The organism is Methylocystis sp. SC2, from assembly GCF_000304315.1.
Lineage (GTDB): Bacteria > Pseudomonadota > Alphaproteobacteria > Rhizobiales > Beijerinckiaceae > Methylocystis.
Genome location: NC_018485.1, coordinates 535,323 through 561,278 on the forward strand (window position 1 = coordinate 535,323; position 25,956 = coordinate 561,278).

Annotated in this window: 28 protein-coding genes and 1 tRNA gene; 18 read left to right on the forward strand and 11 right to left on the reverse strand. The window is 65.3% G+C overall.

Annotation, left to right across the window (positions count from 1 at the left end):
• Positions 1–6 precede the first annotated feature (6 nt).
• A complete protein-coding gene (locus BN69_RS02535; protein ID WP_014889974.1) occupies positions 7–816 on the forward strand; it encodes a DUF72 domain-containing protein in 810 nt (269 codons plus the stop codon).
• Here BN69_RS02535 and BN69_RS02540 read toward each other — a convergent pair.
• Both BN69_RS02540 and BN69_RS02545 read right to left on the reverse strand, forming a co-directional pair.
• Positions 813–1,925 (reverse strand): endonuclease/exonuclease/phosphatase family protein, encoded by a 1,113-nt coding sequence (locus BN69_RS02540; protein WP_014889975.1) that lies wholly within the window; start codon positions 1,923–1,925, stop codon positions 813–815. The two genes, BN69_RS02535 and BN69_RS02540, sit on opposite strands and share 4 nt — an antisense overlap.
• 162 nt (positions 1,926–2,087) lie before the next feature.
• The gene (locus tag BN69_RS02545; RefSeq protein ID WP_371212424.1) at positions 2,088–3,683 is read right to left on the reverse strand and encodes an MFS transporter; all 1,596 of its coding nucleotides are present in this window, start codon (positions 3,681–3,683) and stop codon (positions 2,088–2,090) included.
• Between the two features lie 157 nt (positions 3,684–3,840).
• Between BN69_RS02545 and BN69_RS02550 the strand changes: the two genes are divergently transcribed.
• The 4 genes from BN69_RS02550 (at position 3,841) to BN69_RS02565 (ending at position 6,828) form a co-directional block, all read left to right on the forward strand.
• Complete coding sequence (locus BN69_RS02550; protein WP_244435019.1) at positions 3,841–4,419, forward strand: TetR/AcrR family transcriptional regulator; 579 nt, start codon at positions 3,841–3,843, stop codon at positions 4,417–4,419.
• Entirely contained in the window at positions 4,416–4,907 is a 492-nt protein-coding gene (locus tag BN69_RS02555) for a hypothetical protein (RefSeq protein WP_014889978.1), read from the forward strand. The genes BN69_RS02550 and BN69_RS02555 overlap by 4 nt, the downstream gene beginning before the upstream one ends.
• Positions 4,908–4,988: 81 nt before the next feature.
• On the forward strand, positions 4,989–6,179 hold the full coding sequence (gene rlmN / locus BN69_RS02560) for a dual-specificity RNA methyltransferase RlmN (RefSeq protein ID WP_014889979.1): 1,191 nt from the start codon (positions 4,989–4,991) through the stop codon (positions 6,177–6,179).
• 25 nt (positions 6,180–6,204) lie between these two features.
• Positions 6,205–6,828, forward strand: a complete 624-nt coding sequence (locus tag BN69_RS02565) for an SGNH/GDSL hydrolase family protein (protein WP_014889980.1) — start codon at positions 6,205–6,207, stop codon at positions 6,826–6,828.
• Positions 6,829–6,840: 12 nt separating this feature from the next.
• Here BN69_RS02565 and BN69_RS02570 read toward each other — a convergent pair whose 3' ends face one another.
• Complete coding sequence (locus BN69_RS02570) at positions 6,841–7,344, reverse strand: disulfide bond formation protein B (protein WP_014889981.1); 504 nt, start codon at positions 7,342–7,344, stop codon at positions 6,841–6,843.
• Between the two features lie 17 nt (positions 7,345–7,361).
• The gene (locus BN69_RS02575; protein WP_014889982.1) at positions 7,362–7,940 is read right to left on the reverse strand and encodes a YqaA family protein; all 579 of its coding nucleotides are present in this window, start codon (positions 7,938–7,940) and stop codon (positions 7,362–7,364) included.
• A gap of 132 nt (positions 7,941–8,072) precedes the next feature.
• Between BN69_RS02575 and BN69_RS02580 the strand changes: the two genes are divergently transcribed.
• Positions 8,073–8,157: transfer RNA gene (locus tag BN69_RS02580), tRNA-Leu, on the forward strand.
• Positions 8,158–8,162: 5 nt separating this feature from the next.
• Here BN69_RS02580 and BN69_RS02585 read toward each other — a convergent pair.
• The 3 genes from BN69_RS02585 to BN69_RS02595 all read right to left on the reverse strand — a co-directional run bounded on the left by BN69_RS02585 (position 8,163) and on the right by BN69_RS02595 (position 13,240).
• Positions 8,163–11,804: an HAD-IC family P-type ATPase gene (locus tag BN69_RS02585; protein ID WP_014889983.1), complete on the reverse strand. Its 3,642-nt coding sequence runs from the start codon at positions 11,802–11,804 to the stop codon at positions 8,163–8,165.
• A gap of 169 nt (positions 11,805–11,973) precedes the next feature.
• The gene (locus BN69_RS02590) at positions 11,974–12,384 is read right to left on the reverse strand and encodes an ArsC/Spx/MgsR family protein (RefSeq protein WP_014889984.1); all 411 of its coding nucleotides are present in this window, start codon (positions 12,382–12,384) and stop codon (positions 11,974–11,976) included.
• A 133-nt stretch (positions 12,385–12,517) separates the two neighbouring features.
• Positions 12,518–13,240: an SIMPL domain-containing protein gene (locus BN69_RS02595; protein WP_014889985.1), complete on the reverse strand. Its 723-nt coding sequence runs from the start codon at positions 13,238–13,240 to the stop codon at positions 12,518–12,520.
• Positions 13,241–13,372: 132 nt separating this feature from the next.
• Here BN69_RS02595 and BN69_RS02600 point away from each other — a divergent pair, with 132 nt between their 5' ends.
• From BN69_RS02600 to thiD, 8 genes are all read left to right on the forward strand, one after another.
• Entirely contained in the window at positions 13,373–14,056 is a 684-nt protein-coding gene (locus BN69_RS02600) for a glutathione S-transferase family protein (RefSeq protein WP_014889986.1), read from the forward strand.
• A gap of 127 nt (positions 14,057–14,183) precedes the next feature.
• Entirely contained in the window at positions 14,184–15,389 is a 1,206-nt protein-coding gene (locus tag BN69_RS02605) for a sensor histidine kinase (protein ID WP_014889987.1), read from the forward strand.
• Positions 15,390–15,417: 28 nt separating this feature from the next.
• Positions 15,418–16,572 (forward strand): tRNA epoxyqueuosine(34) reductase QueG, encoded by a 1,155-nt coding sequence (queG, locus tag BN69_RS02610; protein WP_014889988.1) that lies wholly within the window; start codon positions 15,418–15,420, stop codon positions 16,570–16,572.
• 130 nt (positions 16,573–16,702) lie between these two features.
• Positions 16,703–17,932, forward strand: coding sequence for a hypothetical protein (locus BN69_RS02615; RefSeq protein WP_014889989.1), 1,230 nt, complete (start codon positions 16,703–16,705; stop codon positions 17,930–17,932).
• Positions 17,933–17,934: 2 nt separating this feature from the next.
• Complete coding sequence (locus BN69_RS02620; RefSeq protein ID WP_014889990.1) at positions 17,935–18,939, forward strand: WD40 repeat domain-containing protein; 1,005 nt, start codon at positions 17,935–17,937, stop codon at positions 18,937–18,939.
• Between the two features lie 89 nt (positions 18,940–19,028).
• Positions 19,029–19,259 (forward strand): hypothetical protein, encoded by a 231-nt coding sequence (locus BN69_RS02625; RefSeq protein ID WP_014889991.1) that lies wholly within the window; start codon positions 19,029–19,031, stop codon positions 19,257–19,259.
• Positions 19,260–19,482: 223 nt separating this feature from the next.
• Positions 19,483–20,196 (forward strand): DUF4336 domain-containing protein, encoded by a 714-nt coding sequence (locus BN69_RS02630; protein WP_014889992.1) that lies wholly within the window; start codon positions 19,483–19,485, stop codon positions 20,194–20,196.
• 32 nt (positions 20,197–20,228) lie between these two features.
• Entirely contained in the window at positions 20,229–21,032 is an 804-nt protein-coding gene (thiD, locus tag BN69_RS02635) for a bifunctional hydroxymethylpyrimidine kinase/phosphomethylpyrimidine kinase (protein ID WP_014889993.1), read from the forward strand.
• Between the two features lie 103 nt (positions 21,033–21,135).
• Here thiD and BN69_RS02640 read toward each other — a convergent pair whose 3' ends face one another.
• Positions 21,136–21,585 carry a GatB/YqeY domain-containing protein gene (locus tag BN69_RS02640; RefSeq protein WP_014889994.1) on the reverse strand — a complete coding sequence of 150 codons (450 nt, stop codon included), beginning with the start codon at positions 21,583–21,585 and terminating at the stop codon, positions 21,136–21,138.
• A 199-nt stretch (positions 21,586–21,784) separates the two neighbouring features.
• Between BN69_RS02640 and carA the strand changes: the two genes are divergently transcribed.
• A complete protein-coding gene (gene carA / locus BN69_RS02645) occupies positions 21,785–22,975 on the forward strand; it encodes a glutamine-hydrolyzing carbamoyl-phosphate synthase small subunit (RefSeq protein WP_014889995.1) in 1,191 nt (396 codons plus the stop codon).
• Here the strand turns inward: carA and BN69_RS02650 are convergent.
• Positions 22,972–23,634 (reverse strand): hypothetical protein, encoded by a 663-nt coding sequence (locus tag BN69_RS02650; protein WP_014889996.1) that lies wholly within the window; start codon positions 23,632–23,634, stop codon positions 22,972–22,974. The genes carA and BN69_RS02650 overlap by 4 nt on opposite strands.
• 85 nt (positions 23,635–23,719) lie before the next feature.
• Between BN69_RS02650 and BN69_RS02655 the strand changes: the two genes are divergently transcribed.
• Genes BN69_RS02655 through BN69_RS02665 form a run of 3 tightly spaced genes read left to right on the forward strand, consistent with a single transcriptional unit; the run spans position 23,720 to position 25,395 of the window.
• Entirely contained in the window at positions 23,720–24,289 is a 570-nt protein-coding gene (locus tag BN69_RS02655) for a DUF2975 domain-containing protein (RefSeq protein WP_041927107.1), read from the forward strand.
• Positions 24,289–24,507, forward strand: coding sequence for a helix-turn-helix domain-containing protein (locus tag BN69_RS02660; RefSeq protein WP_014889998.1), 219 nt, complete (start codon positions 24,289–24,291; stop codon positions 24,505–24,507). The genes BN69_RS02655 and BN69_RS02660 overlap by 1 nt, the downstream gene beginning before the upstream one ends.
• 15 nt (positions 24,508–24,522) lie before the next feature.
• A complete protein-coding gene (locus tag BN69_RS02665) occupies positions 24,523–25,395 on the forward strand; it encodes a hypothetical protein (RefSeq protein WP_014889999.1) in 873 nt (290 codons plus the stop codon).
• Here BN69_RS02665 and BN69_RS02670 read toward each other — a convergent pair.
• Together BN69_RS02670 and BN69_RS02675 are read right to left on the reverse strand one after the other, a co-directional pair.
• The gene (locus BN69_RS02670) at positions 25,392–25,712 is read right to left on the reverse strand and encodes a type II toxin-antitoxin system PemK/MazF family toxin (protein ID WP_041926767.1); all 321 of its coding nucleotides are present in this window, start codon (positions 25,710–25,712) and stop codon (positions 25,392–25,394) included. The two genes, BN69_RS02665 and BN69_RS02670, sit on opposite strands and share 4 nt — an antisense overlap.
• The gene (locus BN69_RS02675) at positions 25,706–25,939 is read right to left on the reverse strand and encodes an AbrB/MazE/SpoVT family DNA-binding domain-containing protein (protein WP_051013222.1); all 234 of its coding nucleotides are present in this window, start codon (positions 25,937–25,939) and stop codon (positions 25,706–25,708) included. The genes BN69_RS02670 and BN69_RS02675 overlap by 7 nt, the downstream gene beginning before the upstream one ends.
• Positions 25,940–25,956 lie beyond the last annotated feature (17 nt).

Consider the following 25,956-nt stretch of genomic DNA (forward strand, 5'->3'; position numbering starts at 1 on the left):
GCGCAAATGAGTCAAAAGGCCGGACGCATCTATGTCGGCGTCGGAGGCTGGAGTTACGCGCCCTGGCGCGAAGCCTTTTATCCTGCCGGCCTCCCGCATAAGCGGGAACTCGAATATGCGAGCCATAAGCTCACCTCGATCGAAATCAACGCCACCTACTATCGCACGCAAAGCGCCGCGAGCTTCGCCAAATGGCGCGATGAAACGCCCGAGGGTTTCATCTTCAGCGTCAAAGCGCCGCGCTTTGCGGCGATGCGCAAGACGCCGAAGGAGGCGAGCGAATCGATCGAGCGCTTCCTTAAGAGCGGCGTTATGGAGCTTGGAGACAAGCTCGGACCCATCTTGTGGCAGTTTCTCCCGACGAAGAAATTCGACGCGGCGTTCTTCGACGCCTTTCTTTCGCTGCTGCCAAAGAACATCGGCGGCCGACCGCTGCGGCACGCGATTGAGCCGCGCCATAACAGCTTCAAGACGGCTGAATTCGTCGCGCTGGCGCGCCGGCATGGGGTCGCCATCGTCGTCGCCGGCGATGCAAAATATCCGCTTATCGCCGATCTGACGGCGCCCTTCGTCTATGCGCGCATCATGGGAACGCTGGAGGCTGAACCACAGGGCTATGACGCCAAGGCGCTCGATGCATGGGCGCGGCGCGCGCGACAATGGGCGAGCGGCGCATCGCCGAGCGGGCTCGACTATTTTGCGGAAACGCAACGGAAGGCGGCGACGCCCCGCGACGTGTTTCTCTACGTCATCAGCGGCGCCAAGGAACGCAATCCGGCGGCCGCCATGGCGCTGATCGAGCGACTCTCCCGCTAAAGATCGATATCCGCCCATATCGCCGCATGGTCCGACGCTGCGTCCTCCTTGCGGGCGACTTCCGGATAGGCCTCCCAGCGTTTGGCCCGCGCGCCCGGCCACATGCCTTTGCGAAACACGCCGCCGCTCGTGACCCTGTCGAACAGCGCCGGCGACAGCAGGATGAAGTCGATCTTGTTGTCCGCGGCGCAACTGCCGTAGGTGCCTGGGAAACCGCCGTCGTCAAATTTCGGATGCAAGAAGATGTCCTTCAGATCCGTCCCGTCGATGAGAGGACTCAAAGGTTCGCTGTCCGGCGTGTCGTTGAAGTCGCCCATCACGACGATGTTCTTGATCCCCATGGCTACGCGTTCGTCGTAGATTTCAGCGACGCGTTTGGCCTGCGCGCGGCGTTTGGCGTTGGATGATTGCTGCGAGCCGAAACCCTTGCTCTTGAAGTGATTGAGCATCACCAGGAGGCGCGCGCCGGACGGCGCCGTCACCTCGAACTCGGCGCAGTCGCGCGAAAAGATCGGATTCCGCTCGGTCAACATCTCGTCGACATGGCTGCGCAGCGCGCCGATCGGAAACCCCTGTCGGGTCAAGAGGCCGACGTCGATGCCGCGCGTATCGTTGCCGTCGATCACCATCGCATGGCGGAACGTCTCGCCGCCGAGCGCAGCGACGACGTCCGCGTTGAAATCCCGCAGCACCGGCCGGCTCTCGACTTCGACGACGCCGAGAACGTCCGCCTCGACGTCTCGCATCACCCGCGCCGTATTCCGCATCGCCTGTTCGTCGACCGGCTCGTCGCGCAACTCCAGGGAGCCGACCCAATCGGCGCGCCCGCTCGCGACAATTTGAACGCCGCCCGACTTGGGACGCTTGATGAGTCCGCCCCTGTTACGCCGCAGAATGACAAAATCGCCGACATCGGATTTTTCCAAGTCAAGCTCGATGACAAGTTTCGCCATGCGCGTCTTGTCGGCGGCGCTGTAGGAAGGCTGCGCCAACAGCGCGTTCAGCTCCGCGAAGCGTTCGAGAATAGGTTTGCCTTGCGAAAGGCTCTTAAGATTCATTGCGCGCGCGCGGTCGAAAAGATTCTCAACATTGTATGCGGCGAGTCTCATGAAATCCCCCAAGCGCAAAAAACAACAGAATGCGCTGCAGGCTAAAGCTCGACGCGCGCTGTGACAAGCGCATGACGGACGCAGGCCATCGCGACAGGCGCGGCCATGACGCGGCGAGACGATATTCGTTAACTTAGACTCGGCGCCCCGACGGGCGACGGCCTACGCCGGGGCTGAACGCGGCTTTTCGCCTGCGCCTTGCGGAGGACGCGCTTGCTTGAGCGCAATCTTAGTCGCGAACGCGGCGCCGACAAGCCCCAAGCCGCCCAACAGCGCGGTCGCCTGAAAGCCGGCGCAGAAGGCGTCGCGCGCGGCGGAGAGCGTCCGCTCGGCCTGCTCCGCAGGCAAGAATTTGACCGCATCCGCCGCGCCGCCGAGCGTCGCGCCGGCCGCTCGCGCGACGTCCGCCGGAAGCCCCGCGACGACGCCGGCCATTTTCGCGCGATAGATCAGCGTGCCCAGACTGCCGAGCGCGGCGATGCCGAGCGCCCCGCCAAGTTCAATCGCCGTTTCCGACAAGGCTGACGCCGCGCCGGCGCGCTCGGGCGGCGCCGATGTGACGATGATTTCCGTCGTCAGCGCGATCACCGGGGTGAAGCCGACGAGAAGCAGAGAAGATAAAACCACCGCGTAGAATCCATCGGCCAGCGCGAGGCCGACGAATCCAGCCGCGGCGACGATCAATCCGCCGGCGAGCAGATTGACCGGTTTGAAGCGGCGCGCGAGCGCGGGCGTGGCGAAGGAGCCGATCATGAAGACGATCGCCGACGGCGTCGACCACAGCCCTGCGCCGAGCGGCGTCAAACCGGCGACGAGCTGAAAATATTGGGCGAGCAGAATGAACGCCCCGAACATGAAGAAGACGCCGAGCATGTTGATGCAAAGCGCCGTGTTCAGCGACCGCGAGCGAAACAGCGCGAGATCGATCAACGGATCTTCAAGCCGCGCCTGTCGGCGCAAAAACAGAAGCGCGAGCGCGGCGCCTGCCGCCATCGCCCCGATCGAGTCGGCGCCAAAACCCGCTTCGGCGGCGCGCTTCAATCCGTAAATGAAGGACAGCACCGCCGCGAGCGACAGCAGCGCGCTGGCGAGATCCAGCCGGCCGGCGTCGGGATCGCGATATTCCGGCAGTAGCATCGGCCCGAGCGCAAGCAGAAGGACCATCACCGGGACGCCCGCAAGAAAGACCGAGCCCCAGCCGAAAGACTGAATGAGCGCGCCGCCGACAAGGGGCCCGATGATGGCGCCGGCGGAGAAGCTCGAAATCCACATGCTGACCGCAAAGGTGCGTTCCGACGGATCGCGAAACATGTTGGCGAGCAGCGACAGCGTCGACGGCGCCAGGGTCGCGCCCGCCACGCCGAGCGCGGCGCGCGCAAAAATCAGCATCTGCGCCGACTTCGAGACAGCCGCCAGGATCGATACGGCGCCGAACGCCGCGGCGCCCAGCAGCAGCACCTTCCGCCGGCCGATGCGATCGCCGAGCCCGCCCATGATCATCAGGAAGCCGGCCACCATGAAGCCGTAGATGTCGATGATCCACAGCAGTTGCGACGCGCTCGGCCGCAACTCCGCCGCTAGCGCCGGAATGGCGAGATTGAGCACGGTGAAGTCCATCGCATAGACCAGACAGGGCAGTGCGAGGACGGCGAGCCCGATCCACTCCCGGCGCGTGGCCTTGAGCGAAGGATCGGATGCGTCTGGCGCGGCGCTATGCAAGGAGTCGCTCCATCGGCCCTCTTGGCCGTGAGCGCGCAGCGTTTATCGGTTTCGGCGCGCGACATCAAGGAACGCCGCGCCCGGATCGAACTGGGCCGGCCGCGGATTGACGGGGCGTAATTGAGGTGTCATACGTAATGACATGAGTTCAGTTGAACTGACATCGCTCCGCGAGGCGCATAGGGACCAAACGCGCATGCGCATTCTCGACGCCGCGATCGACGAGATGCGAGAAGGCAGCCTGGACGCGCTCACCATCGCCAAAGTGGCTGAACGGGCGAAGGTGACCGAACGAACGGTCTACCGCCACTTCCAGACGCGCGAGGACCTGCTGAAAGCGGTTTGGCCCCGCATGCAGGCGCGTGTCGGAAGTTCCGGCTTTCCGCAGACCGCAGAGGAATTGATCGCCACGCCGCTGCGGCTCTTCCCGCGCTTTGATGATGAACAGGCGTTGATCAGAGCGTCGATCTCTTCCGAAACCGGACGCGAGGTCCGCTTGAGCTCCAACGAGCGGCGCCAGGCGGCGATGCTCGCCTGCGTGGAAGACGCGCTGCCCGGCTTAGGCGACCCCGCCAAACGCCGGCGCGCCGCGATCGCCCAGCTCATTGACAGCGCCTACGGCTGGTCGGCGCTTAGGGATTTCTGGGGAATGGACGGCGCCGAGTCCGGGCGCGCCGCCGCTGAGGCGATCGCCGTTCTGCTCGGGCGCCGCGCGGCGGACGATGAACGCGATGTTTCACCTGAACGCGATTTTTCACATGGAGAAGAAATATGACCTGCATCGCCCATGCTTCCATCCCGGCCGACAATCCGGAACTCGTCGCCAAAGTGCTTGCAGAGATCATGCAGGGAGAAGCGACGCCCTTCCCTCCTGCGGGGCCGAACTCCTGGATGGCCTGGTCGGGCGACGGCGAGGTCGAGCTTGAGATCGCGCCGCGCGGCCATGTGCTCGCCTACGGCCCTGAAGAGGCTTACTGGACCCCGCAGAATCAGGGAACGCGCCTCTCCGAAACGCATCTCGCCATTTGCGTGGCTCGGCCGGCGGAGGAGATCATCGCCATCGCCGCGCGCGCAGGCTGGCCGGCGCGGGCCTGCGACCGTGGCGGCGGGTTGTTCCAGCTTTCGGAAGTCTGGATCGAAGGCGCCTTCATGCTGGAATTTCTGGACCCTGCGCAGACCGCCCGCTATCGCGAGGCGGTGACGCCCCAAAACTGGAAGCGCTTCCTGCAGTCGATACAGGGCGCGGAAGCCGCCGCGCGCTGACCGGCGTGCCGGCGGCGCGTCCAGCGCCCCTCAAAATATCCTGCGCAGGCATGATATAAGAGGCGCTGTTCCGAGGACTTCATGAGCCTGACCAATCTTTCCGCTGCGCCCACCATGACGCTTCAGCCTTCGCTCGCCGGGATGACCCGCGCCGAGATCGGCGACGCCTTGCGCGCGCTCGCCCTGCCGGAGCGCGAGATCCGCATGCGCGTTTCGCAGATCTGGCACTGGGTCTATTTTCGCGGCGCCCGTGATTTCGGCGAGATGCTGAATGTCTCCAAGGCGATGCGGACCCAGCTCGCGGACGCCTTCGCGCTGCGTCTGCCGGAGATCGTCGAGGAGCAGATTTCCGTCGACGGCACGCGCAAATGGCTGCTGCGGCTGCAGCCGGTCGACGCCTTCGACAAGGGCGCCGAAGTTGAATGCGTCTATATTCCGGAAAGCGACCGCGGCACGCTTTGCGTCTCCTCGCAGGTCGGCTGCACCTTGAATTGCAGCTTCTGCCATACGGGCACGCAGCGGCTCGTGCGCAATCTGACGAGCGCCGAGATCGTCGGGCAATTGCTCGTCGCAAGGCGACGGCTCGGCGATTTTCCGGGTCGCGAGCGGCCGACCGACGGACTCGTGCCGTCGGGCGAAGGCGTGCGCGCCGTCTCCAACATCGTCTTCATGGGCATGGGCGAGCCGCTCTATAATCTCGACAATGTCATGGCGGCGGTCGAAATTATGGCGGACGGCGACGGGCTGGCGCTGTCCAAGCGCCGCATCACCGTCTCGACCTCGGGCGTCGTGCCGCAGATCGAGCGGCTCGGCGCCGAATGCGGTCCGGCGCTGGCGATCTCGCTGCATGCGGTGCGCGACGGGTTGCGCAACGAACTCGTGCCGCTCAACAGGAAATATCCGATCAAGGAGCTGCTGCAGGCCTGCCGCGATTATCCCGGCGCGTCGAATGCGCGCCGCATCACCTTCGAATATGTGATGCTCAAGGGCGTGAATGATTCGCCCGCCGACGCCAAGGAACTGGTGCGGCTCCTCAAAGGTCTGCCCGCCAAGATCAATCTGATCCCCTTCAATCCCTGGCCCGGCGCGCCTTACGAATGTTCGGATTGGGAGACGATCGAGCGCTTCTCCGACATCGTCTTCAACGCCGGCTACGCCAGCCCGGTGCGCACCCCGCGCGGGCGCGACATTCTCGCCGCCTGCGGTCAGTTGAAGAGCGAAACGGAGAAGCTGCGGGCGAGCGCCAGGATGGCGCTCGGGGCCGCGCAGTAGGGACGCCGCGCCGCGGCGTGAGCTGATGCCGCATGCAGCCCTTCTGGGCGATTCAATTTTTGACAACGGCGCCTACACCAAGGGCGGCCCCTCGGTCATCGAGCAGTTGCGCGAGAAGCTTCCTCCGGGCTGGCGGGCGACGCTCGCCGCGCAGGACGGCGCGACCACAGCCAATGTCGCCGCGCAGCTCGCAAAGCTCTCCGGCGACGTGGATCGGCTTGCGCTCAGCGTCGGCGGAAACGATGCATTAGGGCATGCGGAAATTCTCGACAGGCCCGTGTCAAACAGCGCCCAGGCGCTGCAGCTCATCGGGAATGCGGTCTCGGGCTTTGAAGCCGCTTACCGCGCCGCGCTGCGCGCCTGTCTCGAAGTTGACCCCCGCATGGCGGTCTGCACGATTTATTGGGGCAATTTCGACCCGGAATTCGCCCGCGTCACCAGGATCGCGATCGCGCCTTTCAACGACGCCATCATTCGCGCCGCAGTGGAGTTCGGCTTGACCGTCGTCGAGCTCCGGCTCGTCTGCGACGCTCCGGCCGACTACGCCAATCCGATCGAGCCGTCGTCGCAGGGCGGAGCAAAAATCTCCGCCGCTCTTCTGCGCGCGATGACCGACGACGTCGGGCGCTCGGCGCGGATCATTGGATGAAATCTGTCGAGTTCAGCGCTTCGCCGCAAAGCCGGCGAAGGCTGCCAGAGCCGCCGAAATCGCGACATTCCAGTTCGCCAGCGTCAGGCCGAAGATCCACAAACCCGGCTCGTCGCAGCGCACGACTTTCGTGGTCCGGAGCTGCTTCATGAAGTCGGCGACCGACGGCGCGGTCGACAGCGGCCCCGAACAGTCGGACGGCCCGGCGAAAATCTTCCACTCGACGCCAGAATGATACAGCGAAAGGAGGGCGTCGCCGGCGAAGAGCAGCGCCATCAGCAGGAAGGCCGCGCGGGCCATTCCCCTCCGCCCGGTCTGCGCGGCGAAGGCGGCGAGCGGCGCGAGCGCGAAAGCCGCGTAATAGGGAATGCGCTCCTTGTAGCAGAGTTCGCATGGCAGATAGCCGAGCGACTCATAGGCGAAGGCGCCGCCGATCGCCGCAACGGCGGCGGCGAGGATGAGGAGCGAGGCGTTGCGCGGCTCCAGCGCGCAGTCGAGGGCGCCGCGCCAATCCATTCGGCCCACTCTCGGGCTCAAAACATCTTCGCCGCAAGAGCGAAGCCGGCGACGACGATCACCGCGAGCGACCCCATGAACAATCCAAAGTGGCTTTCGAGCTTCGAGCGGATCGGATCGCCAAAGCGATTGATCGCCGCCGCCAGCACGAAGAACCGCGCCCCCCGCGTCAGCATCGACAATACGATGAACAGCGGGAAATTATAGGCGAGAAGCCCCGAAACGATGGTCACGAGCTTATAGGGAATGGGCGTGAAGCCCTTGACCAGAATGAAGATCGCGCCCCACTGGGCGTAGAAGGCGCGCAGCGCCTCCATCTTCTCGCCGTAGCCGTAGAGATTGATCAGCCACTGGCCGATCGTATCGTAGAACAGCGCGCCGAAGGCGTAGCCGAGCGCCCCGCCCGCGACGGAAGCAAGCGTGCAGATGCCGGCGAAATACCAGGCCTTCTTCGGCTCGGCGAGCGTCATCGGCACGAGGATCACGTCTGGCGGCACCGGGAAGAAGGAGCTCTCGGCAAAGGCGATCGCGCCAAGCGCCAGGGGCGCATGCCGGCTTGCGGCGAGCGACATGGTCCAGTCGTAAAGCTTTTTCATCTGTTCCCGGGGGTTGGCGCGGCGCGCCTTCCGCGCATAGCACGTAAGCGTTGAAGAAAGAAGTTTCGCGGGTTGACGGGCGCCGCGCCGCCGCTAATATCCGCGCCGCTTCGCCGGCTTCGCGCCGGCCGGGCCCCTGTGGCGGAATTGGTAGACGCGCTCGACTCAAAATCGAGTTCCGCAAGGAGTGCTGGTTCGACTCCGGCCAGGGGCACCAAGGATTCACCAAACGGCGCGGTCCTCGAGGTCAATCCGCACCGAAGCCGCCATTCCCGGTCGAAGCGCGAGGTCGGGATTCTCGAACTCAACCACCGCGTCGACCCGTGCGCCCGATTGCGGCGCCGCAGGCCGGCGCACCTCGGTCACCTTTCCTGAAAATGTCCGGCCAGGGACGGCCTCGCTCGTCAGCAGCGCCGTGGCGCCCGGCGCGATCGTCAAAGCGCCCTCCCCCTCCGCCTTCCCCCGGAGGCGGATGGTCCTGGCGTCGCCGATCATGAACAGCGGCGCGCCCGTTTCAACGCGCGCGCCGACAGCCGCCCTTCGCTCCAAGACGAAACCTGCGAACGGCGCGACGATCGCCGCGCCGGCGCGATCCGCCTGCGCCTTCGTCGCCGCCTCCCGGCGCAGAGCGACTTCCGCTTCGGCGCGTGCAACTTGCGCCTGCGCCCGCGCCAGCGCGCGACGCGCCGCGCTCAGCGCCTTGCGGCTAGCGGCGCGACTTGCCGAACGCGCCTCTAATTTTTCGAGATTCGCCTGCGCCTTCGCCTGCGCGCTCTGGCGCTGCGCCAATTGCCGCTCCGCCGCCGCCAGCGCTCTTTTCTCGCGCGCCAGAGCCGCGTCGGAGGAAGACGGCGCGAGCGTCGCACAGGTTTCGCCGGCCTCGACTTTCGCGCCGACGTCGCAAGAGAGCGTCGCGACCACGCCTGCCGCAGGCGCATGGATCGGCGTCTGCGCGACCTGGGCGATCACGCCGCTGACGACGACCGTTCGACCAGCCGACGCTTCTTCGCGCGTGAGACTGACCCGCGTGTGAAGATAGAACGCGCCGCTTACGCCAATGATGAGCAGCCCCAACAGACCGGCGACGACCGGTCGGACCCACTCGCCGGGCGCGACGACGGCGGCTGCGCCGCCCGTCGGCGCCGCAGGAACGCCACGAAGCGCGGGAGCCGCCGCGGGCGAACGGAAAATCGCCTTCTCGACCTCGACGAGCAGGAACAGCACCACGCTCGCGCCCGCGATATGCCACCATATCTGCGGGTCGAGCGGCGTGGTGTTGAACAGCGCCTGCATAAAGGGCGCGTAAGTGAACATGGCCTGCAGCACGATGACGATGGCGACGGAAATCAGCACCGCGCGGCTGCCGAACAGACCCTTCAGCGAGAGCGACGACTCGGAAAGGAACCGCGCGTTGAAGAGATAAGCGATTTCGCAGGCGACGAGCGTGTTGACCGCGACCGTCCGCGCGCTGTCGAGCCCCATGCCCCGCGCCTTCTCCAATTCATAGAGACCGAAGGTCGCGAGCAGCATCAGGAACGAGACGAAAACGATACGCCAGACGAAATAGCGGGAGAGGATCGGTTCGCCCGACGCGCGCGGCGGGCGCAGCATGACGCCCTTGGTCGGCGGCTCAAAGGCGAGCGCAAGGCCCAGCGTGACAGCGGTGATCAGATTGATCCACAGGATCTGCACCGGGGTCACCGGCAGGGTCTCGCCCATGGCGATCGCCGCGATCACCGTGAGGCCCTCGCCGCCATTTGTCGGCAAGATGTAGAGGATGGTCTTCTTCAAATTTTCATAGACGACCCGGCCCTCGTGCACCGCATGCACGATCGATGCGAAATTGTCGTCGGCGAGCACCATTTCCGAGGCCTCCTTCGCCGCCTCGGTGCCTTTGACGCCCATCGCGATGCCGATGTCGGCGCGCTTTAATGCAGGCGCGTCGTTGACGCCGTCGCCGGTCATCGCGACCACTTCGCCGCGCTTCTGCAACGCCTGAACGAGTCGCAGCTTATGTTCGGGACTGGTGCGCGCGAACACTGTCGTGGCGCTTGCCGCCTCGCCGAGTTCCTCGTCGCCTATGGCGTCGAGGTCGCGGCCGGTGAGCACTGACTCCGGATGGTTGAGTCCGAGTTCACGGGCGATGGCGATCGCGGTCGCGGCGTGGTCGCCCGTGATCATTTTGACGGACATGCCGGCGATCGCGCATGCGCGGATCGCATCGACGGCCTCGGGGCGCGGCGGATCGATCAGGCCGATGAGACCGACAAACACGAGCCCGCTTTCGACGTCGCCGAACGCGAGTTGCTGCTGCCCCTCCGCCGCCTGTTTGGAGGCGACCGCCAAAACCCGCTGCCCGCGCGTGGCCATCTCAATGATGCGGTCGAGCCAGCAGGCGCAGTCGAGCGGACGCTGCTCTCCTCGCGCGCCCTGCTCCCAAAAGCACATTTCGAGCAGCCTCTCAGGCGCGCCCTTGACGAAAATGTAGCCCGCGCCGTCATGATCGTGATGCAGCGTCGCCATGAAGCGATGCTGCGACTCGAATGGAATCTCATCCGTGCGCGGCAGCTCCAGCGCCAGCTTTTCCAAATTGACGCCGCCTTTGACGGCGGCGGCGAGCAAAGCGCCTTCGGTGGGATCGCCCTCGACGCTCCAGGCGCCGTCAGTTTCGCGCAGCGCGGCGTCGTTGCAGAGCGCAAGAGGGCGCAAAGCCGCGGTCAGGTGAATGTCCTCGCGCACCACGACATCCTTGCCATTGCGCAGGAAGCCGCCATGCGGATCGTATCCCGACCCGGTCGTGTCGTAGATGCCGCCGGAGATGACGATCGAGCGCACGATCAATTCATTGAGCGTCAGCGTGCCCGTCTTGTCCGAACAGATTGTCGTCACGGCGCCGAGCGTCTCGACCGCCGGCAGTTGGCGGATGATCGCCTTGCGCCGCGCCATGCGCTCCACGCCGATCGCCAGCGTGATGGTGATGATCGCCGGCAATCCTTCGGGGATCGCCGAAACCGCGAGCCCGACCGCCGCCATGAACATCTCGCCGGCGTCGAACCCCCAGACCAGCGCGCCAAAAGCGAAAACGGCGGCGCACACCACCAGAATGACGACCGTGAGCCAGCGCGCGAATTCATCCATGCGCTGCAACAAGGGCGTGGAGAGCGTCTCCACTTCCGACAGCATGGCGTTGATGCGTCCGATCTCGGTCGCGGCGCCCGTGGCGACGACGACGCCCGTCCCCTGACCGTAGGTCACCACGGTCCCCGAATAGGCCATCGGCGCCCGATCTCCGAGCGGCGCATCCGCCATGACCGGCGCCGGGTCCTTGTCGACCGGCAGCGACTCGCCGGTGAGCGCCGACTCCTGCACTTTCAGAGATTTGACCCGGATGAGACGGATGTCCGCCGGAATTTTGTCGCCTGACTGCACATAGACGATGTCGCCAGGCGCGACATCGGTCGCGTCGATGACGACGCGCCGCCCGTCTCGAATGACCGTCGCATGCAGCGACAGCATGTTGCGCACGGCCTCCATGGCCTGTTCGGCCTTGCCCTCCTGAATGAACCCGATGATCGCGTTAATGACGACGACCGCGACGATGACGGCGGTGTCGATCCAGTGCTGCATGAGCGCTGTCACGACGGAAGCTGCGAGCAGCACATAAATCAATACGTTGTGGAACTGCAGCGCGAAGCGCATGAGCGCGCTGCGCCGCCTGCCGGCCGGGAGGCGATTGGGGCCATGCACGGCGAGCCGCCGTTCCGCCTCAGCCTGGCTCAAGCCCAAACGCGTCGCACCCAGGCGCTCGAGCGCCGCATCGGCTTCGATCGCCCAATATTCCGTTCCTTCCGCCGAAGGCTGCATGCTTAGGGCTCCTCCTCGCCGCTTCCCCCACACGCGCCGCCGGCCGCGTTCACTCAAATGGCCGCCGGACGGCCGAACCGGCGCCATTTACATATTATGGTTCGTCGGGAAGGGTTTGCAGCGCCCCATTTATAGCGGAGAAGCGCCGCCGAGGAGGCTCGCGAGGAGGCTAAAAGGCGTCGTTGGCGATGGAGCGCACGCAAACATCGCTGACAGTGTCGTCGGTCCGCTTCAATCCGATCCACGCGTCGACCGCGGCCGAGTCGAAACCCGCCTCGCAATGGTCGCCTATGCGCATCAGCGGGCGACGGATGAGCACCGGATCGACGATCATCATCACCAGCGCTTCTTGAGGCGTGACTTTGTCCGGGTCGATCTCGCCGGATTTTATGCGCGGGGACGCGGCGTTGAACCATTGAGGCACGGGCTTGGCGCCGAAATAAGGACGCAGGCTGGACATGCTCCAAGGCTCGGTCAGGAGGTTTCGCGCCTCGACCTCATGTCCGGAGGCGACGAGCAGCGCCTTCTGACGCGCATTGCCGGCGCAGCCCGGCTTTTCGTAGAAGATGACATGAGCCATCCGCGACCCCTCACATTGCGGCCCACCAGTCGCGACGCGAGCTTAGCGCGAAATTGTGCAGCGCGATACGGCTTCAGGCGAGCAAATTGCGAGCAGCCGCGCGGGCTTTCGCCGCTTCAACAGGCAGAGGGAGCTAGCGCGAGAGTCCCCAGACCATGTTCACGCGCGCCGAGAGACGCTCCCGGCCCGGACGCAAAGGAATCGCGGCGGCTCCCAGAGCCCCGGCGGCGTTCGCCGCATAGGCGCGCGGGCGCGCCTCGATCTCCTCGAGCGGACGAATTTCGATCACGCGGGATAGCCGCAATCCGGCCGCCTCCGCATAGATCTTCGCCTGCCGCTCCGCATCCTTGACCGCTTCGCGCCGCAATGCGTCAAGCCGTTGCTTGGGATGCGCGATTTGGAAATCGACGCCTTCGAAGCTGTTGACGCCCTTGTCGATCAGAGCGCCGGCGATCTCGCCGGCCTTGTCGACCGGCGTCACGCGCACATGCAGATCGTTTCGCGCGCGGAAAAACTTTTGTGATGTCTTGGGTTTGCCCGTCTTGGGGTCTCGCTCTTCGACAGTCACGGGCGCGAGCGTTACGCCTTGCGTCTGCACTTCAGCGTCGGGAACGCCTAATTTTTTGAGTTCGGCGAGAACAGCTTCGACCGCGCGCGCATTTTCCGCCGCGGCGTCGGCGGCCAGCGGCCGTTCGGTGACGACGCCGAAGCGCAAGATCGCCAGATCGGGCGCGACGTCCTCGTAAGCCTCGCCAATGACGGAGAGATTTGGAACGCCGTCCTTCAGCGTATCGGCGTTCCCCGCGGCCATGAACGACATCAGGCCGAGCGAAAGTGCGAAGAGCGAACGAATCATGGCATATCCTAGCAAAAGCTGCGCGCTAATAGCGCGTCAAAGCCGTAAAACCGCCGGCTAGCGGCGCTAACCCGAACCAGCATACAGAAGGCGGCGCCCGACCGTCGCCTCGCGTCCGCTCGAAAAGGCATCATGCCCACGCTTTATCATCACCCGCTCTGCCCCCATTCGCGATTTGTCCGGCTCGTCCTCTCCGAATATGGAATAGACGCAACGCTCATCGAGGAGCGCGTGAGCGACCGCCGCCCAGAATTTCTCGCGCTTGATCCCGCCGGCCGCACGCCGGTCTTCGTCGACGACGACGGCCTCGTCGCGCCCGGCGCCAATCTCATCGCCGAATATATAGACGAGACCTATGGCGCCGAACGTGGCGCGCAACGGCTCCTGCCGCAGGAAATGGCGGCGCGCATTGAAACGCGCCGACTCGTCGACTGGTTCAACGTCAAGTTTTTCGACGAAGTCACCAACTGGCTGATCACGGAGAAGGTCTACAAGCGCTTTGCGCCTCCGGGCGGCGCGCCCGACATGGACGTGGTGCGTGTGGCGCGCGCCAACATCCGGCACCATATGCGCTACATTGGCTATCTCACCAATGCGCGCAACTGGCTCGCGGGCGATCGTTTGACCTATGCCGACTTCGCAGCGGCCGCGCATATTTCATGCGCCGATTATCTTGGCGATGCGCCGTGGGACGAGGATGAGGCGGCGAAACACTGGTATCAACGCATCAAGTCACGCCCCGCGTTTCGTCCGCTGCTGTCCTATCGGGCCCCAGGCCTGACGCCCGGGCGCTACTATGCGGAGCTGGATTTCTAAGCGACGCTGTTTGATCGGCCGCGCCTGATCCGAAGGCTCAAGCGCCGCTGTTGCGTGCCGCACTGCGGCCGCGCTTGACAACCATCGGGTGGAATGAGGCAAGTAGCCGTCAATACGGGAACATCGTATGAGCGCACCCAGCGACCGCGAGAATGAGAAAGTGCGGTCGACGCCCGCCGAAGGCGGCGAACCATCGCCCGCGCTCCAGCGTCGGATCCGGCAGCAGGAAATTTTGGCGGAGCTCGGCGTCTCGGCCCTCCAAGGCGCTTCGCTCGATCAGCTGCTGACGGATACAGTACAACTTACGGCGCAAGGACTGGATGCGGACTTCTGCAAAGTGCTGGAGCTGCTCCCGTCCGAGAACCAGTTTCTGGTGCGCGCCGGCGTCGGCTGGAGTCGCGGCGTGGTGGGCGTCGCGAAAGTCGGCGCGGATCTCGATTCGCCTGCCGGATATGCATTACGCAGCGGCCAACCGGTCATCTCCAATCACCTCGAAATGGAGACGCGGTTCAGGACTCCGGAATTGCTGCGTCAGCATGGCGTTCGCCGGGCGATGAACGTCATCCTGCAGGGTGACGGAAAGCCCTTTGGCGTCCTCGAAGTCGACAGCCGCTCGCCGGCCGATTTCAGGGAGCAGGATATCGCCTTTCTGCAGGGCGCGGCGAATCTTCTTGGCATGGCGATCGAACGCGAGCGGGAAGAGCGCAAGCTAAGAGCGGCGCTCGCGCGCAACGAAGCGCTGCTCAAAGAAATGAATCATCGCGTGAAGAACAGCCTTTCCATCGTCAGCAGCATGCTCCGCCTGCAAGCCAACGACGCCGGCGACGAAGGGGTGTCCGAACTTCTCAACGAAGCGTCTCACCGCGTCGAAGCGATCGCAAAGGCGCACGACCAGCTGTCTCGTGGCTCGGACGTCGAGTGCATGGACGTTGGCAAATATATTGAAGCGCTGTGTCACGATTTGGATGAAAGCGTCGCGCAGTGCGACGTGCGCACCGAGATCGAAGAAGGGATCGTCATCGCAACCGACCGGGCGGTTTCGACTGCGCTGATCGTTAACGAGCTCATCGCCAATGCGGCGAAATACGCTTATGAAAGCCAGTCGGGAATCATTTCGGTGACGGTCGCGCGCCAGGGCGCTGAGAATTTCACTGTTTCCGTGGGCGACGAAGGCGCAGGAATGCCCGATGACGTCGCGCCGCTCGATCGCAAAGGGCTCGGCATGCGGATCATCGCGTCGTTTACCCGCCAACTCAGTGCGACGATCGAAATGAAAAAGCATGATCCTGGCGCCGAGTTCATCGTCTCGATCCCTCTTCAAGCGCCCACCTGACATGCACGCGCCTGTCCCGAACGCAACGATGGGTTCGCCGGCAGTTTATGATGTTCGATCGCCTGCGGCTCCGGCGCTGGAGGAGGAAATTCGCGCCCATGCGTTCAAGCTTGGCTTCGACGTCTGCCGCTTCGCGCGGGCGGATGTTGCGCCGGAGCAGGGCGAGCGGCTGCGCGAATGGCTGCGGAATGGCGCGCACGGCGACATGGCCTGGATGCGCGAGACGGCCGAGCGGCGGGCCGCGCCGCGCGCGCTCTGGCCCGAAGCGGCAAGTCTCGTCATGCTCGGCCTGAACTATGGGCCGGACGGAGATCCGCTCGCTTCGCTGACGAAACCGGCTTGCGCGACGATCTCAGTCTATGCGCGCAACCGCGACTATCACGACGTCATCAAGGGCCGGCTGAAACAGCTCGCCGGATTCATCCTCGGCCGCGCCGGCGCCGGCGACGCCAAGGTTTTCGTCGACACCGCGCCCGTCATGGAAAAGCCGCTCGCGCAGACGGCCGGCGTCGGCTGGCAGGGCAAACATACGAATCTCGTGTCACGCGAATTCGGCTCGTGGCTCTTTCTGGGCGCGATTTTCACAACTCTTCGCCTCGAAGCGGACCCGCCCGAGCGCGATCATTGCGGCTCATGCGCCAAATGTCTCGACGTTTGCCCGACGGCGGCCTTCCCCACGCCGTACCGGCTCGATGCGCGGCGCTGCATTTCCTATCTGACGATCGAGCACAAGGGCCCTATTCCCCTCGAATTTCGGGCCAAGATCGGCAATCGCATCTACGGCTGTGACGATTGTCTCGCGGTCTGCCCCTGGAACAAATACGCGCGCGCCGGACGCGAAGCGAAGCTTGCCGCGCGCCCCGAATTCGACGCCCCGCCGCTTGCAGAATTGGCGCGCCTCGACGACGCGGCGTTCCGAGCGCATTTTTCGGGTTCCCCCATCAAACGCGTCGGACGGGACCGCTTCTTGCGCAATGTTCTGATCGCCATCGGCAATTCGGCCCGGCCCGAGCTTGCTGCAGAGGCCGAGCGGTTGACCGAGGACTCCGCCGCCCTTGTTCGCGGCGCCGCCGTCTGGGCGCTCGTCAGACTGGCGCCGACGCGAGCGGCGGAGCTGCGTTCCCACCGACTGGCGGCCGAACCCGAGACGGCGGTCCGCCAGGAGTGGCGCCAAACGGCTTGAAACAGGCAAAAGCGCCACAGTCGCCTAAAAATCGGGGTCTTTCCCAGGTTTACTGCGTTGCGGCAGGCTACTCGCCGGCGATTTCGTTCTAATCTCTATCGAAGATCCCCTACTCAACCGCACCTTCGCCATGTCTGTCCTTTCGCGCCGCAACGCCGACGAACCCGCAGAGGAGGCTTCCCGCCTTCTGCTGCGGATTGGCGTGTTTTTGCTGTTCGTGATCTCGCTCATCGCGCCCATTTTGGCGCGTCAGACGGTTTATGTGCTGCTGCCGATCGGCGCGGCGTTGCTGCTCGCCGCCGCCACATTGACGCCGGAGGAGGGGTCGGGGCGCTCGATGCGCTCGATCTTGCTCTCGCCGCCCTTTCTCGCCGCTCTGTTGCTCGCCGCCTGGACGGCGCTCTCGCTGCTCTGGACCCCGTTCGAGGGACCGGCGGAACGCTTCGCAAAAATCACGGCGACGCTCGCCCTGGTTGCGCTCGCCACCGGATTTCTGCCGCTGCGCACCAAAACCTCGAATCTCAACCTGTTGCCGATCGGCGTCGCCGCGGCGACGATTGCGCTTGCCGCCGTCACTTTGCTGGTGAAGCCGCAATACACGCTCGACGACATTCTCGATGTCGGACCGCTTGGCCGCGCCGGACTCGGACTGGCCCTGCTCGTCTGGCCGGCCATGGGCGCCCTCGCCGTCCGCGGCCGGTGGTATTCGGCGGCCGCCCTCGCGGCGGCGACGGCGATCGCCTGCTATCTTTCCGGCGCCCCGAACGGCGTGCCGGCGCTGGCCATCGGAGCGGCTGCTTTCGCGGCCGCTTTCGGCCGGGCCCGGCTGATGTCCATCGTCTTTGCGACGCTGATGGCGGCGATCGTGCTGCTCGCGCCGCTGACCGCCTATGCGGCGCATCTGATCTGGCCCGAACGTACGCCCGGCTTCTTCCGACATCTCGCCTTTTGGGGCCAGATGATCGAAGCGGACGGCTGGCGGACATTGATCGGACACGGCTTTGGCGCGGCCACCTGGGGCGTGCTCGGCGGCTATCTGACGCCGGCGACGCCGCGCAGCCTGATCTTCAAGATCTGGTTCGACCTCGGCGCGCTCGGCGCCGCCGCGGCGGCGCTCGTCGCGGCCCGCACCAGCCTGTTCGTCGGCCAATCGCGTCCGGCGCTCGCGCCCTTCCTTCTGGGCGGGCTTGGCGCGGGATTCGCCATTTGCCTGTTCGGTCCCGCGGCCGAGCAGCTGTGGTGGCTGACCCTCGCCGGGCTCGACGCCATCGCCTTTGCGCTCGTGATGCGCGGACAATTTCGGAAACGTCGCCCGCGCCTGCCGATCGGCTGGAGCGCGCCTGCCGAGGACCAAGCATAGAAGTGACGCTGTCTTCAACGCTCGTCGACAAGGTCGAAACTCTCGGGCTTCATGAGCCTGTCGCCGCCGCGGCGTTCCTCTGCGGCGCGCCGGTTTTCGCGCTCGCCGACGGGACGCTGCATTTCGGCGACGGCGCGGCGGGACGCCGCATTCCGGCCCATCAAGACGCGGCCATCCTCGTCGTCGCGCAGGACGGCGACCGGCTCATCACCGGCGGAGACGACGGTCGGGTTGTGGCGACCGACGCGAGAGGCGACGTCAAGGTCTTCGGCGACGAAAAGGGCAAATGGATCGACGCCGTCGCCGCGCGTGGCGGCGCGGTGGCGTGGACAGCCGGAAAGGTGGCGCGCGCACGCTCGGCCAAGGGCGAGGAGAAGTCGCTGGATCTGCCGTCAAGCGCGCGCGGCCTCGCCTTTTTCCCTAAAGGCTACCGGCTGGCGATCGCCCATTACGGCGGCGCGACTTTATGGTTCCCGAACGCCGGAAAGCCGGAGGCGCTCGCCTGGGCGGGCTCGCACCTTGACGCGACGATCTCTCCCGACGGGCGCTTTCTCGTCACCTCGATGCAGGAGAACACGCTGCACGGCTGGCGCCTCGCTGATTCCAAGCACATGCGGATGGCCGGATATCCCGGAAAGACGCGCAGCTTCTCCTGGTCGCATGACGGGAAATGGCTGGCCACCTCGGGCGCCGACGCCTGCATCGTCTGGCCGTTTTCGGGCAAGGATGGGCCGATGGGCCAGGCGCCGCGCGAATGCGGCGTGCGTTCGGCGATCGCGACGCGCGTCGCCTTCCATCCCGCCGCGCTGGTCATAGCGATCGGTTACGACGACGGCCTTGTCATGCTGGCGCGGCTTTCCGACGGTTCCGAAATTCTCGTCCGCCGTCCGGCGCGGGATGAGGGCCGCGCGCGGATCAGCGCGCTCGCCTGGGACGAGAAGGGCGCGCGGCTCGCCTTCGGCGCGGAGAACGGCGACGCGGGCGTGCTGAGCCTGCCGAAGGGGTAAGCGGAGAGCCGGCCAAGGCAGGAACTCCCGTCGACAGAACAGGTTAAAGCCGTGTCCCCTCGCGCCGCGCAACGGTTAGGAAGACGGCAATGACCCTGCACACCGACAGCGATCCGCACCAGCACGTTCAGAGAATTCAGAATCGCCTCCAGGAGACGATCAACCACCTGCGCGAAGACATCGCGAAGGTCGAGGAGCCGCAGCTCAAGGCCATGTTCGAGACCTCCGCCGAGGTTCTAACGGGGTTGAAAAAGGCCTACAGCGACTACGAGGAAAAGAAGGAGCCGGCCTGGCCCGGCGGGCGCGAACTGCACAGCTGAAGAGCTGAAGAGAGCGGTTTGCATTGGCGGCGTGAAGCGCGGACATTCCTGTCATGACCGCGCCGAAACTTCTGTCGATCGCCGGCTCCGACCCTTCGCAAAGCCTCACCTTGCGCTGATCGGCATTCGGTTCGAGCCGTGCAAGCGGCCGGGGCGGCGTCTTTGCGCCATGTTGAGCCGCTATCAGACATCGGGTTCGAAAACAGCGAACCGGAAGACGCCAATGGGTCTTGAGCAAATCGGCGACTCGCTCTGGCTCGCCGACGGCGACATTGTCGACTTCTTCAGCTTCCCCTACCCCACGCGCATGCTGATCGCGCGGTTCGCCGACAGCGCGCTTTGGGTATGGTCGCCGGTGAAACTTTCCGCCGAGTTGCGCGCCGAGGTCGATGCGCTAGGCCGAGTGGCGCATCTCGTCAGTCCCAACAAGCTCCACCATCTCTATCTTGGCGAGTGGAAGGAAGCCTATCCCAACGCGAAGCTCTGGGGGCCGCTTTCGACAATAAGGCGCCGTCCCGAACTCGCCTTCGAACCCCCGCTTCAAGATTCGCCGCCGCCCGAGTGGGGCGACGCCATCGATCAGGCATGGTTTCGCGGCTCTGTCATTATGGATGAAATCGTCTTTTTTCATCGTCCGTCAGGCGTCGCGATTTTCGCCGATTTGATCGAAGCCTTCAGCGACCAATTCCTCTGCGCGCATTGGAGCGCTTGGCGGCGATGGCTCGCGCGTCTCGACGGGATCACCCTCGCCGCTCCGCATGCGCCGCTCGAATGGCGTCTCTCTTTCCTCTGCCGCGGCCCGGCGCGCACCGCCCGCGACAAAATCCTCGGCTGGCCGATCAAACAGGCGGTCATCGCGCATGGCGAGCGGCCGAGCGCCAACGCGAGTGAATTTGTGCGCGGCGCTTTGGCTTGGCTCGGCCCCGAGCGAAGGTGACGGCGCCTGTCGCGCCGCGCTAATCTGCTGGGATGGCGCATATCCAGAAACTGCTCTCCATCGCCGGCTCCGACGCCTCCGGCGGCGCGGGCGTGCAGGCGGACCTGAAAACCTTCTCGGCCTTCGGCTGCTACGGCATGGCGGCGATCACGGCGCTGACCGCGCAGAACACGCAGGGCGTGACCGCCGCCTACCCCGTCGCGCCAGAGATTGTGGCGGCGCAGATCGAAGCGGTGCTGTCGGACATCCCCCCCGACGCGATCAAGATTGGCATGCTGGCGACGCCGGATATCGCTCTGGCCGTCGCCACAGCGCTGGCGCGCCACGGCGGGCGCAACGTCGTGCTCGACCCAGTCTTAGTTCCGACGCAGGGCGTCAGCCTCGCCTCGGCCGGGCTGGAGGCTGCGCTGGTCTCGAGCCTCCCGCCCTTGGCGCGGCTCGTAACGCCCAACCTCCATGAGGCGAGCGTGCTGACGCAAACGCCCCGCGCCACCAGCGCCGAGGAGATGGCGGCGCAGGGGCGGCTCCTCTGCGCAGCCGGCGCCCACGCGGTGCTGGTCAAGGGCGGCGACCTCGAGGGCGAACCTGTCGACGTGCTCGTAGAGGGCGGCGAGACTCGCGTCTTTTGCGGCCGCCGCATCGCGACGCGGCATACGCATGGAACCGGTTGCGCCCTGTCCTCGGCCATCGCCTGCGAACTCGCCAAGGGCGCGCCGCTCATCGACGCGATCGCGACGGCGAAAGCCTGGTCGGAGGGGGCGCTCGAAGCGGCGGACAGTCTGCGGCTTAGCGACGGCCGCGGCCCGCCGCATCACTTCTATGCGCTCTGGCGCTAACCCCCTCCCCAGCCCTCCCCCGCTTCGCGGGAGAGGGGGAAGGTTGCGCCCTTCCGCGACGCGCGCGAAGCGCCGGAAGGGGGCACATGCGAGTCGGTCGCCTCTAGCCCGACAGCGCCGCCTTCACCGCCGCGCTCGCCTTACCGAAATCCATCCGTCCCGTATATTTCGCCTTGAGCGCCGCGACGACCTTGCCCATGTCCTTGATCGACGTCGCGCCGGTCTCGGCGATCGCCGCCTTCACCGCCTCGGCCACCTCCGCCTCGGAGAGCTGCTGCGGCAAATAGGCGGAAATGATCGCGATCTCGCCGCGCTCCTTGCCCGCGAGGTCCTCGCGCCCTGCTTTTTCGTAGATGTCCAGAGACTCCTGCCGGCTTTTGATCATTTTCTGGAGCAGCGCGAGCTCGTCATCCTCGCTGAGCGTCTTGCCGGCGCCGCGCGCCTCAATGTCCTTGTCCTTCAGCGCGGCGTTGATGAGCCGCAGCGCGTCGACCTTGGCGCGCTCGCCCGCCTTCATCGCCGCCTTGAGGTCCGCCGCTATCTTCTCGCGCATGTTGTGTCCTTGGGGTTCCCTTTTCGAGCCGAAATCGTCTAAGTATCGGCATCAATCGACGCAGCGCGCTCTCACCCTCCCCTTGAGGGGGAGTGTCGAGCCGCGCAAGCGGCTCGGGGTGGGGTGAGCGTCACCCCCTTCCCCTCAAGGGGGAGGTAAGCGCGCGTCCGCGACATAAGCGACCGGGCATAGAACGGACATGACCCTCAATCAAGACAATGGCTGGAAGAAACCCGTCCACACCGGCGTGCTGATCCTCGCCAGCGGCGAAGTGATCGAAGGCTATGGGCTTGGCGCCGTCGGCGAGGCGGTCGGCGAAGTCTGCTTCAACACCGCCATGACCGGCTATCAGGAAATCCTCACCGACCCGTCCTACGCCGCGCAGATCGTCACCTTCACCTTTCCGCACATCGGCAATGTCGGGACGAATGACGAGGACGTCGAGACCGTCGATCTCGACAAGAGCGCCGGCGCGGTCGGCGCCATCTTCGGCGCGCCCTGCACCGACCCATCCAATTTTCGCGCCGAGAAGCCGCTCGAGGATTGGCTCGCCGCGCGCGGCATTGTCGGCATGTGCGGCATCGACACCCGCGCGCTGACGACGCTCATTCGCGAGCGGGGCATGCAGAACGCCGTCATCGCCCATGCGCCGGACGGCCATTTCGACATCGCCGCGCTGAAAGCCAAGGCGGCCGCCTGGCCGGGCATCGACGGCATGGACCTTGTGCCGAGCGTCGGCTCGAAGGAGCGCTATGACTGGCGCGAGACGATCTGGCGGCTCGGCGGCGGCTATGGCGCGCGCAATGGCGCGCCCAAGTTTCGCGTGGTCGCGATCGACTATGGCGTGAAGCGCAACATCCTGCGGATTCTCGCCGAACAGGAGTGCGAAGTGGTGGTCGCGCCGGCGACCGCGACGAGCGCGGAGATATTGGCGCTGAACCCCGACGGCGTGTTTCTCTCAAACGGCCCCGGCGATCCGGCCGAGACCGGCAAATACGCCGCGCCGGTGATCCGTGATCTGCTCGAAGCGAAGGTGCCGACTTTCGGCATTTGCCTCGGCCACCAGATGATGGCGCTCGCGGTCGGCGCGAAAACCAAGAAAATGCCGCAGGGCCATCACGGCGCCAATCACCCGGTCAAGGATTTCACCACGGGGAAGGTCGAGATCGTCTCGATGAACCACGGCTTCGCGGTCGATCGCGACAGCCTGCCGGCAAACGCCGTCGAGACCCATCGTTCGCTTTTCGATGGGTCCAATTGCGGGATCGCGCTCACCGACCGGCCGGCCTTTTCGGTGCAGCACCATCCCGAAGCCTCGCCCGGCCCGCAGGACAGCCATTATCTTTTCCGCCGCTTCGTCGCGATGATGGAGAAGGCGCGGGCGGCCTAACGGGCAACGCCAGTCGCCGACTCGGCCCGATCGGCGAACTTCTCACAGGGCGGCACTAGCTCATCGAGCGACTTTTCCTTCGTGGGCGCCTCGCGCATATCGATATCCTTGACCACCGTGAGATAGGCGCCGGACGGCTGCGTGCGCAAATAGGTCGTCAGCAGCAGCGGCCCTCGAGGGAAGTCGCCGCGCCGGCAGGCGTCGGCGCTCACGTTAAACGAGCCATGCGTCTTTCCGGGATTGCGCGCCTTCTCTTCGAGAAATTCCTTCTGCCTTGCGCGGATCGCGGCATAATCGGCCGGGTCGATGCGATAGGCGAAAATGCGCGTTCCGGCCTTCTTCTCGCCGGCGAGCGGCGCGACGTCGTCGGGCGCGGTCGTGTCCTTGAGCGCCAGCTTCAGCTCATGTTTGGCGTTTTCCTCGCCATCGCGCCACCAGCCGATTTTTAGAGTCACGCCGCCCTTTTGCGGCTCGAATGTTTCGGGCAGGCGCACCGCCGCGCGCAGCACGGCCGGATCGAAGGCGGCCGCGTCGAAATTGCGCAGCGCCCAGATGGTCGAAACCGGCACATGGCTGCAGGCGGCAAGCGACGCAGCAAGCGACGCAGCAAGCGACATGGCCAGCGCCGGGGCGGATAGACGACAGAGAATGGACGGCATGGAAAGCCTCATGTCGAGTTATGATTTTTTAATGTTTGACATTAAAATTTTATCGTGTCAACGTAAGCGACACAAGGAGACCGCCATGACCGACTTCCCTGCCCTTTGCTTTGAGGACCGCCGACTTGACTCGCTACGCCGCCGCATCGGCTGGCTCTGCCAGACGCTGCGCGTCGCGCTGGTCGCCTATTGCGTCTGGATGTTGGTTTCGATCGCGACGTTCTGGAGCGACGAGGCCAAGATCGTCTCGCGCTTTGCGGCGCTCAGGGTCGATGTCGAAGGCCTGTCCGCCTATCAGCGCCTCGCGGCCTTCGGCCTCAGCTTCGCGATCTGGGTTTTACTCGTTCTCGCCTGCTACGCCGGCTGGAGACTGTTCTCAGCCTATCTCGAGGGGCGCATCTTCACCGTCGACGCCGCCGGATGGCTGCGCGCGCTTGCGCTAATGGGCCTCGGCGCCGCGCTTGTCGATATCGCCGCAAGGCCGCTGACATCGCTGATCCTTACGGCGCATAAGCCGGCCGGCGGGCATTTTGTGTCCATCTACTTTCGATCCGAAGATCTTTCGACGCTGATGCTGCTCGCGACGCTTCTCGCGCTCGCCCATATCCAGAAGACGGCGGCCGACATCGCCGACGAACATGCGCAGATCGTCTGATGCCGATCATCGTCAACCTCGACGTGATGCTGGCGAAGCGCAAGATGCGCTCGCGCGATCTCGCGCAACAGATCGGCATCGCCGAGCAGAATGTGAGCCTGCTGAAGTCGGGCAAGGTGAAGGGCGTGCGCTTCGACACGCTCGAAAAAATCTGCGACATTCTGCAATGTCAGCCGGGCGACATTCTCGAATATCGGCCGGACGGCGAATCCGCGTGACGAGGCGCGACAGGCATGCCGCATATCATGGCGAAGGCTTGGGGCGTCGGGCTGGCGTGCATCGCAGCCGCCATGTTGGCGCTGGCGCTGCGGCCGGACCTTCGTCTCGCCGCGCGCGCCGCCTGGAACGATCCGCGCCTGCTTCGCGCTCTCGCCGACGACGCGCGCATCCATTACGAGCCCGAGGCGCTCGCCTGCGCCGAGGCCGTGGCCGAAATCACGCCGCGCGCCGTCGCGCAAATCGAGTCGGCGCACGGACGCCCCTTTGCGCAGCCGCCGGCGGTCGGCGTCTACGCGTCCTATGAAAATTACGCGCGCGCCAACGCCATGGGCGATCCCGGCATCGCCGCCGTGACGCGCGCCGGCGCCGCGCTGTTGTCGCCGACGCTGTGCGGCGCCGAGCGCAAACGCCTCGAAGGCGTCCTCACGCATGAATTGTCGCATGTGCATCTTTCGGGCTGGCGCCCGCTTGGCGCGCCGCGCCCGCCGCAATGGTTCACCGAAGGGCTCGCGGTGATGGCGTCGAACGGCGGCGGCGCCGAGGGCGTCAGCGAGGAGGACGCCGCGCGGGCGATCCGCGACGGCTACCGGGTCGTGCTCGACGGAAGGCGATGGATCGATTTTGCGGGGCTCGGCTTTGAGCGCGACCCGCCGCGCGATCCGGCGAAGGACGCGCTCACCCAGCGCCAGCGGCTCGCCTATCGGCAGGCGGGCATGTTCGTCGGCTGGCTGCGCCTGCGCGACGAGACGGCGTTTATGCAGCTTCTTCGCGCGCTCGAAGCGGGCAGGCCTTTCGAAGGCGCGTTCCAATCGGCCTTTGGCGAAAGCGCGCCGTCACTTTGGCACCGCTTCGTTTCGTCGTTTCGGCGAAACGACGCTGACGGCTAATCCTCAAACGCCTCACGAAGGCCCGCGAGAACGGCCGCGAGCGTAGCCTGTGACGCTTTGCCCAAGCGCTCGACGAGCCGCTGCTTGTCGATTGCGCGAATTTGATCAAGCAGCACGAGCCCGCGCTTGCCCTTGAACGTCAGCGCGACGCGAAAGCCGGCGGGGCGGCTTCCCGTCGTCAGCGGCGCAACGATCGCCGTGCGCAAATGATCATGCATTTCCGGCGGCGAAACGATCAGGCATGGCCGCGTCTTCTGAATTTCGCTGCCGACCGTCGGATCGAGCGCAGCGAGCCAGATTTCGCCGCGCTTCACCACGTTAGTTTTTCGTCGCCTTCGTTGCCAAACTCCGGCCATAGAAGCGCGTCGTCGCCATGCTCGGCGATACGGCGGGCGTCATCGCCCCAACCCTCGCGAACGCGCTTCTTGAGCGGCGTGACGACAAGACGGCCTTTCTCGACAGTCAATTCGACGTCGTCGTCGACATCCGCCCCAATTTCGGCGAGGAACGGCTTGGGGATAATCAAACCAGTAGAGTTTCCCATTTTTCGAAACGCGCTAC

Bases quoted from the DNA above. Each gene is read 5' to 3' on its own strand.
- carA (WP_014889995.1), top strand. From the start codon at position 21,785: ATGACCCTCAATCAAGACAATGGCTGGAAGAAACCCGTCCACACCGGC.
- BN69_RS02595 (WP_014889985.1), bottom strand. From the start codon at position 13,240: ATGATTCGTTCGCTCTTCGCACTTTCGCTCGGCCTGATGTCGTTCATG.
- BN69_RS02650 (WP_014889996.1), bottom strand. From the start codon at position 23,634: ATGCCGTCCATTCTCTGTCGTCTATCCGCCCCGGCGCTGGCCATGTCG.
- queG (WP_014889988.1), top strand. From the start codon at position 15,418: ATGGGTTCGCCGGCAGTTTATGATGTTCGATCGCCTGCGGCTCCGGCG.
- rlmN (WP_014889979.1), top strand. From the start codon at position 4,989: ATGAGCCTGACCAATCTTTCCGCTGCGCCCACCATGACGCTTCAGCCT.
- BN69_RS02555 (WP_014889978.1), top strand. From the start codon at position 4,416: ATGACCTGCATCGCCCATGCTTCCATCCCGGCCGACAATCCGGAACTC.
- BN69_RS02660 (WP_014889998.1), top strand. From the start codon at position 24,289: ATGCCGATCATCGTCAACCTCGACGTGATGCTGGCGAAGCGCAAGATG.
- BN69_RS02665 (WP_014889999.1), top strand. From the start codon at position 24,523: ATGCCGCATATCATGGCGAAGGCTTGGGGCGTCGGGCTGGCGTGCATC.
- BN69_RS02570 (WP_014889981.1), bottom strand. From the start codon at position 7,344: ATGGATTGGCGCGGCGCCCTCGACTGCGCGCTGGAGCCGCGCAACGCC.
- BN69_RS02605 (WP_014889987.1), top strand. From the start codon at position 14,184: ATGAGCGCACCCAGCGACCGCGAGAATGAGAAAGTGCGGTCGACGCCC.
- BN69_RS02535 (WP_014889974.1), top strand. From the start codon at position 7: ATGAGTCAAAAGGCCGGACGCATCTATGTCGGCGTCGGAGGCTGGAGT.
- thiD (WP_014889993.1), top strand. From the start codon at position 20,229: ATGGCGCATATCCAGAAACTGCTCTCCATCGCCGGCTCCGACGCCTCC.
- BN69_RS02565 (WP_014889980.1), top strand. From the start codon at position 6,205: ATGCCGCATGCAGCCCTTCTGGGCGATTCAATTTTTGACAACGGCGCC.
- BN69_RS02675 (WP_051013222.1), bottom strand. From the start codon at position 25,939: ATGGGAAACTCTACTGGTTTGATTATCCCCAAGCCGTTCCTCGCCGAA.
- BN69_RS02575 (WP_014889982.1), bottom strand. From the start codon at position 7,940: ATGAAAAAGCTTTACGACTGGACCATGTCGCTCGCCGCAAGCCGGCAT.
- BN69_RS02540 (WP_014889975.1), bottom strand. From the start codon at position 1,925: ATGAGACTCGCCGCATACAATGTTGAGAATCTTTTCGACCGCGCGCGC.
- BN69_RS02630 (WP_014889992.1), top strand. From the start codon at position 19,483: ATGGGTCTTGAGCAAATCGGCGACTCGCTCTGGCTCGCCGACGGCGAC.
- BN69_RS02655 (WP_041927107.1), top strand. From the start codon at position 23,720: ATGACCGACTTCCCTGCCCTTTGCTTTGAGGACCGCCGACTTGACTCG.
- BN69_RS02550 (WP_244435019.1), top strand. From the start codon at position 3,841: ATGCGCATTCTCGACGCCGCGATCGACGAGATGCGAGAAGGCAGCCTG.
- BN69_RS02615 (WP_014889989.1), top strand. From the start codon at position 16,703: ATGTCTGTCCTTTCGCGCCGCAACGCCGACGAACCCGCAGAGGAGGCT.
- BN69_RS02625 (WP_014889991.1), top strand. From the start codon at position 19,029: ATGACCCTGCACACCGACAGCGATCCGCACCAGCACGTTCAGAGAATT.
- BN69_RS02600 (WP_014889986.1), top strand. From the start codon at position 13,373: ATGCCCACGCTTTATCATCACCCGCTCTGCCCCCATTCGCGATTTGTC.
- BN69_RS02640 (WP_014889994.1), bottom strand. From the start codon at position 21,585: ATGCGCGAGAAGATAGCGGCGGACCTCAAGGCGGCGATGAAGGCGGGC.
- BN69_RS02590 (WP_014889984.1), bottom strand. From the start codon at position 12,384: ATGGCTCATGTCATCTTCTACGAAAAGCCGGGCTGCGCCGGCAATGCG.
- BN69_RS02585 (WP_014889983.1), bottom strand. From the start codon at position 11,804: ATGCAGCCTTCGGCGGAAGGAACGGAATATTGGGCGATCGAAGCCGAT.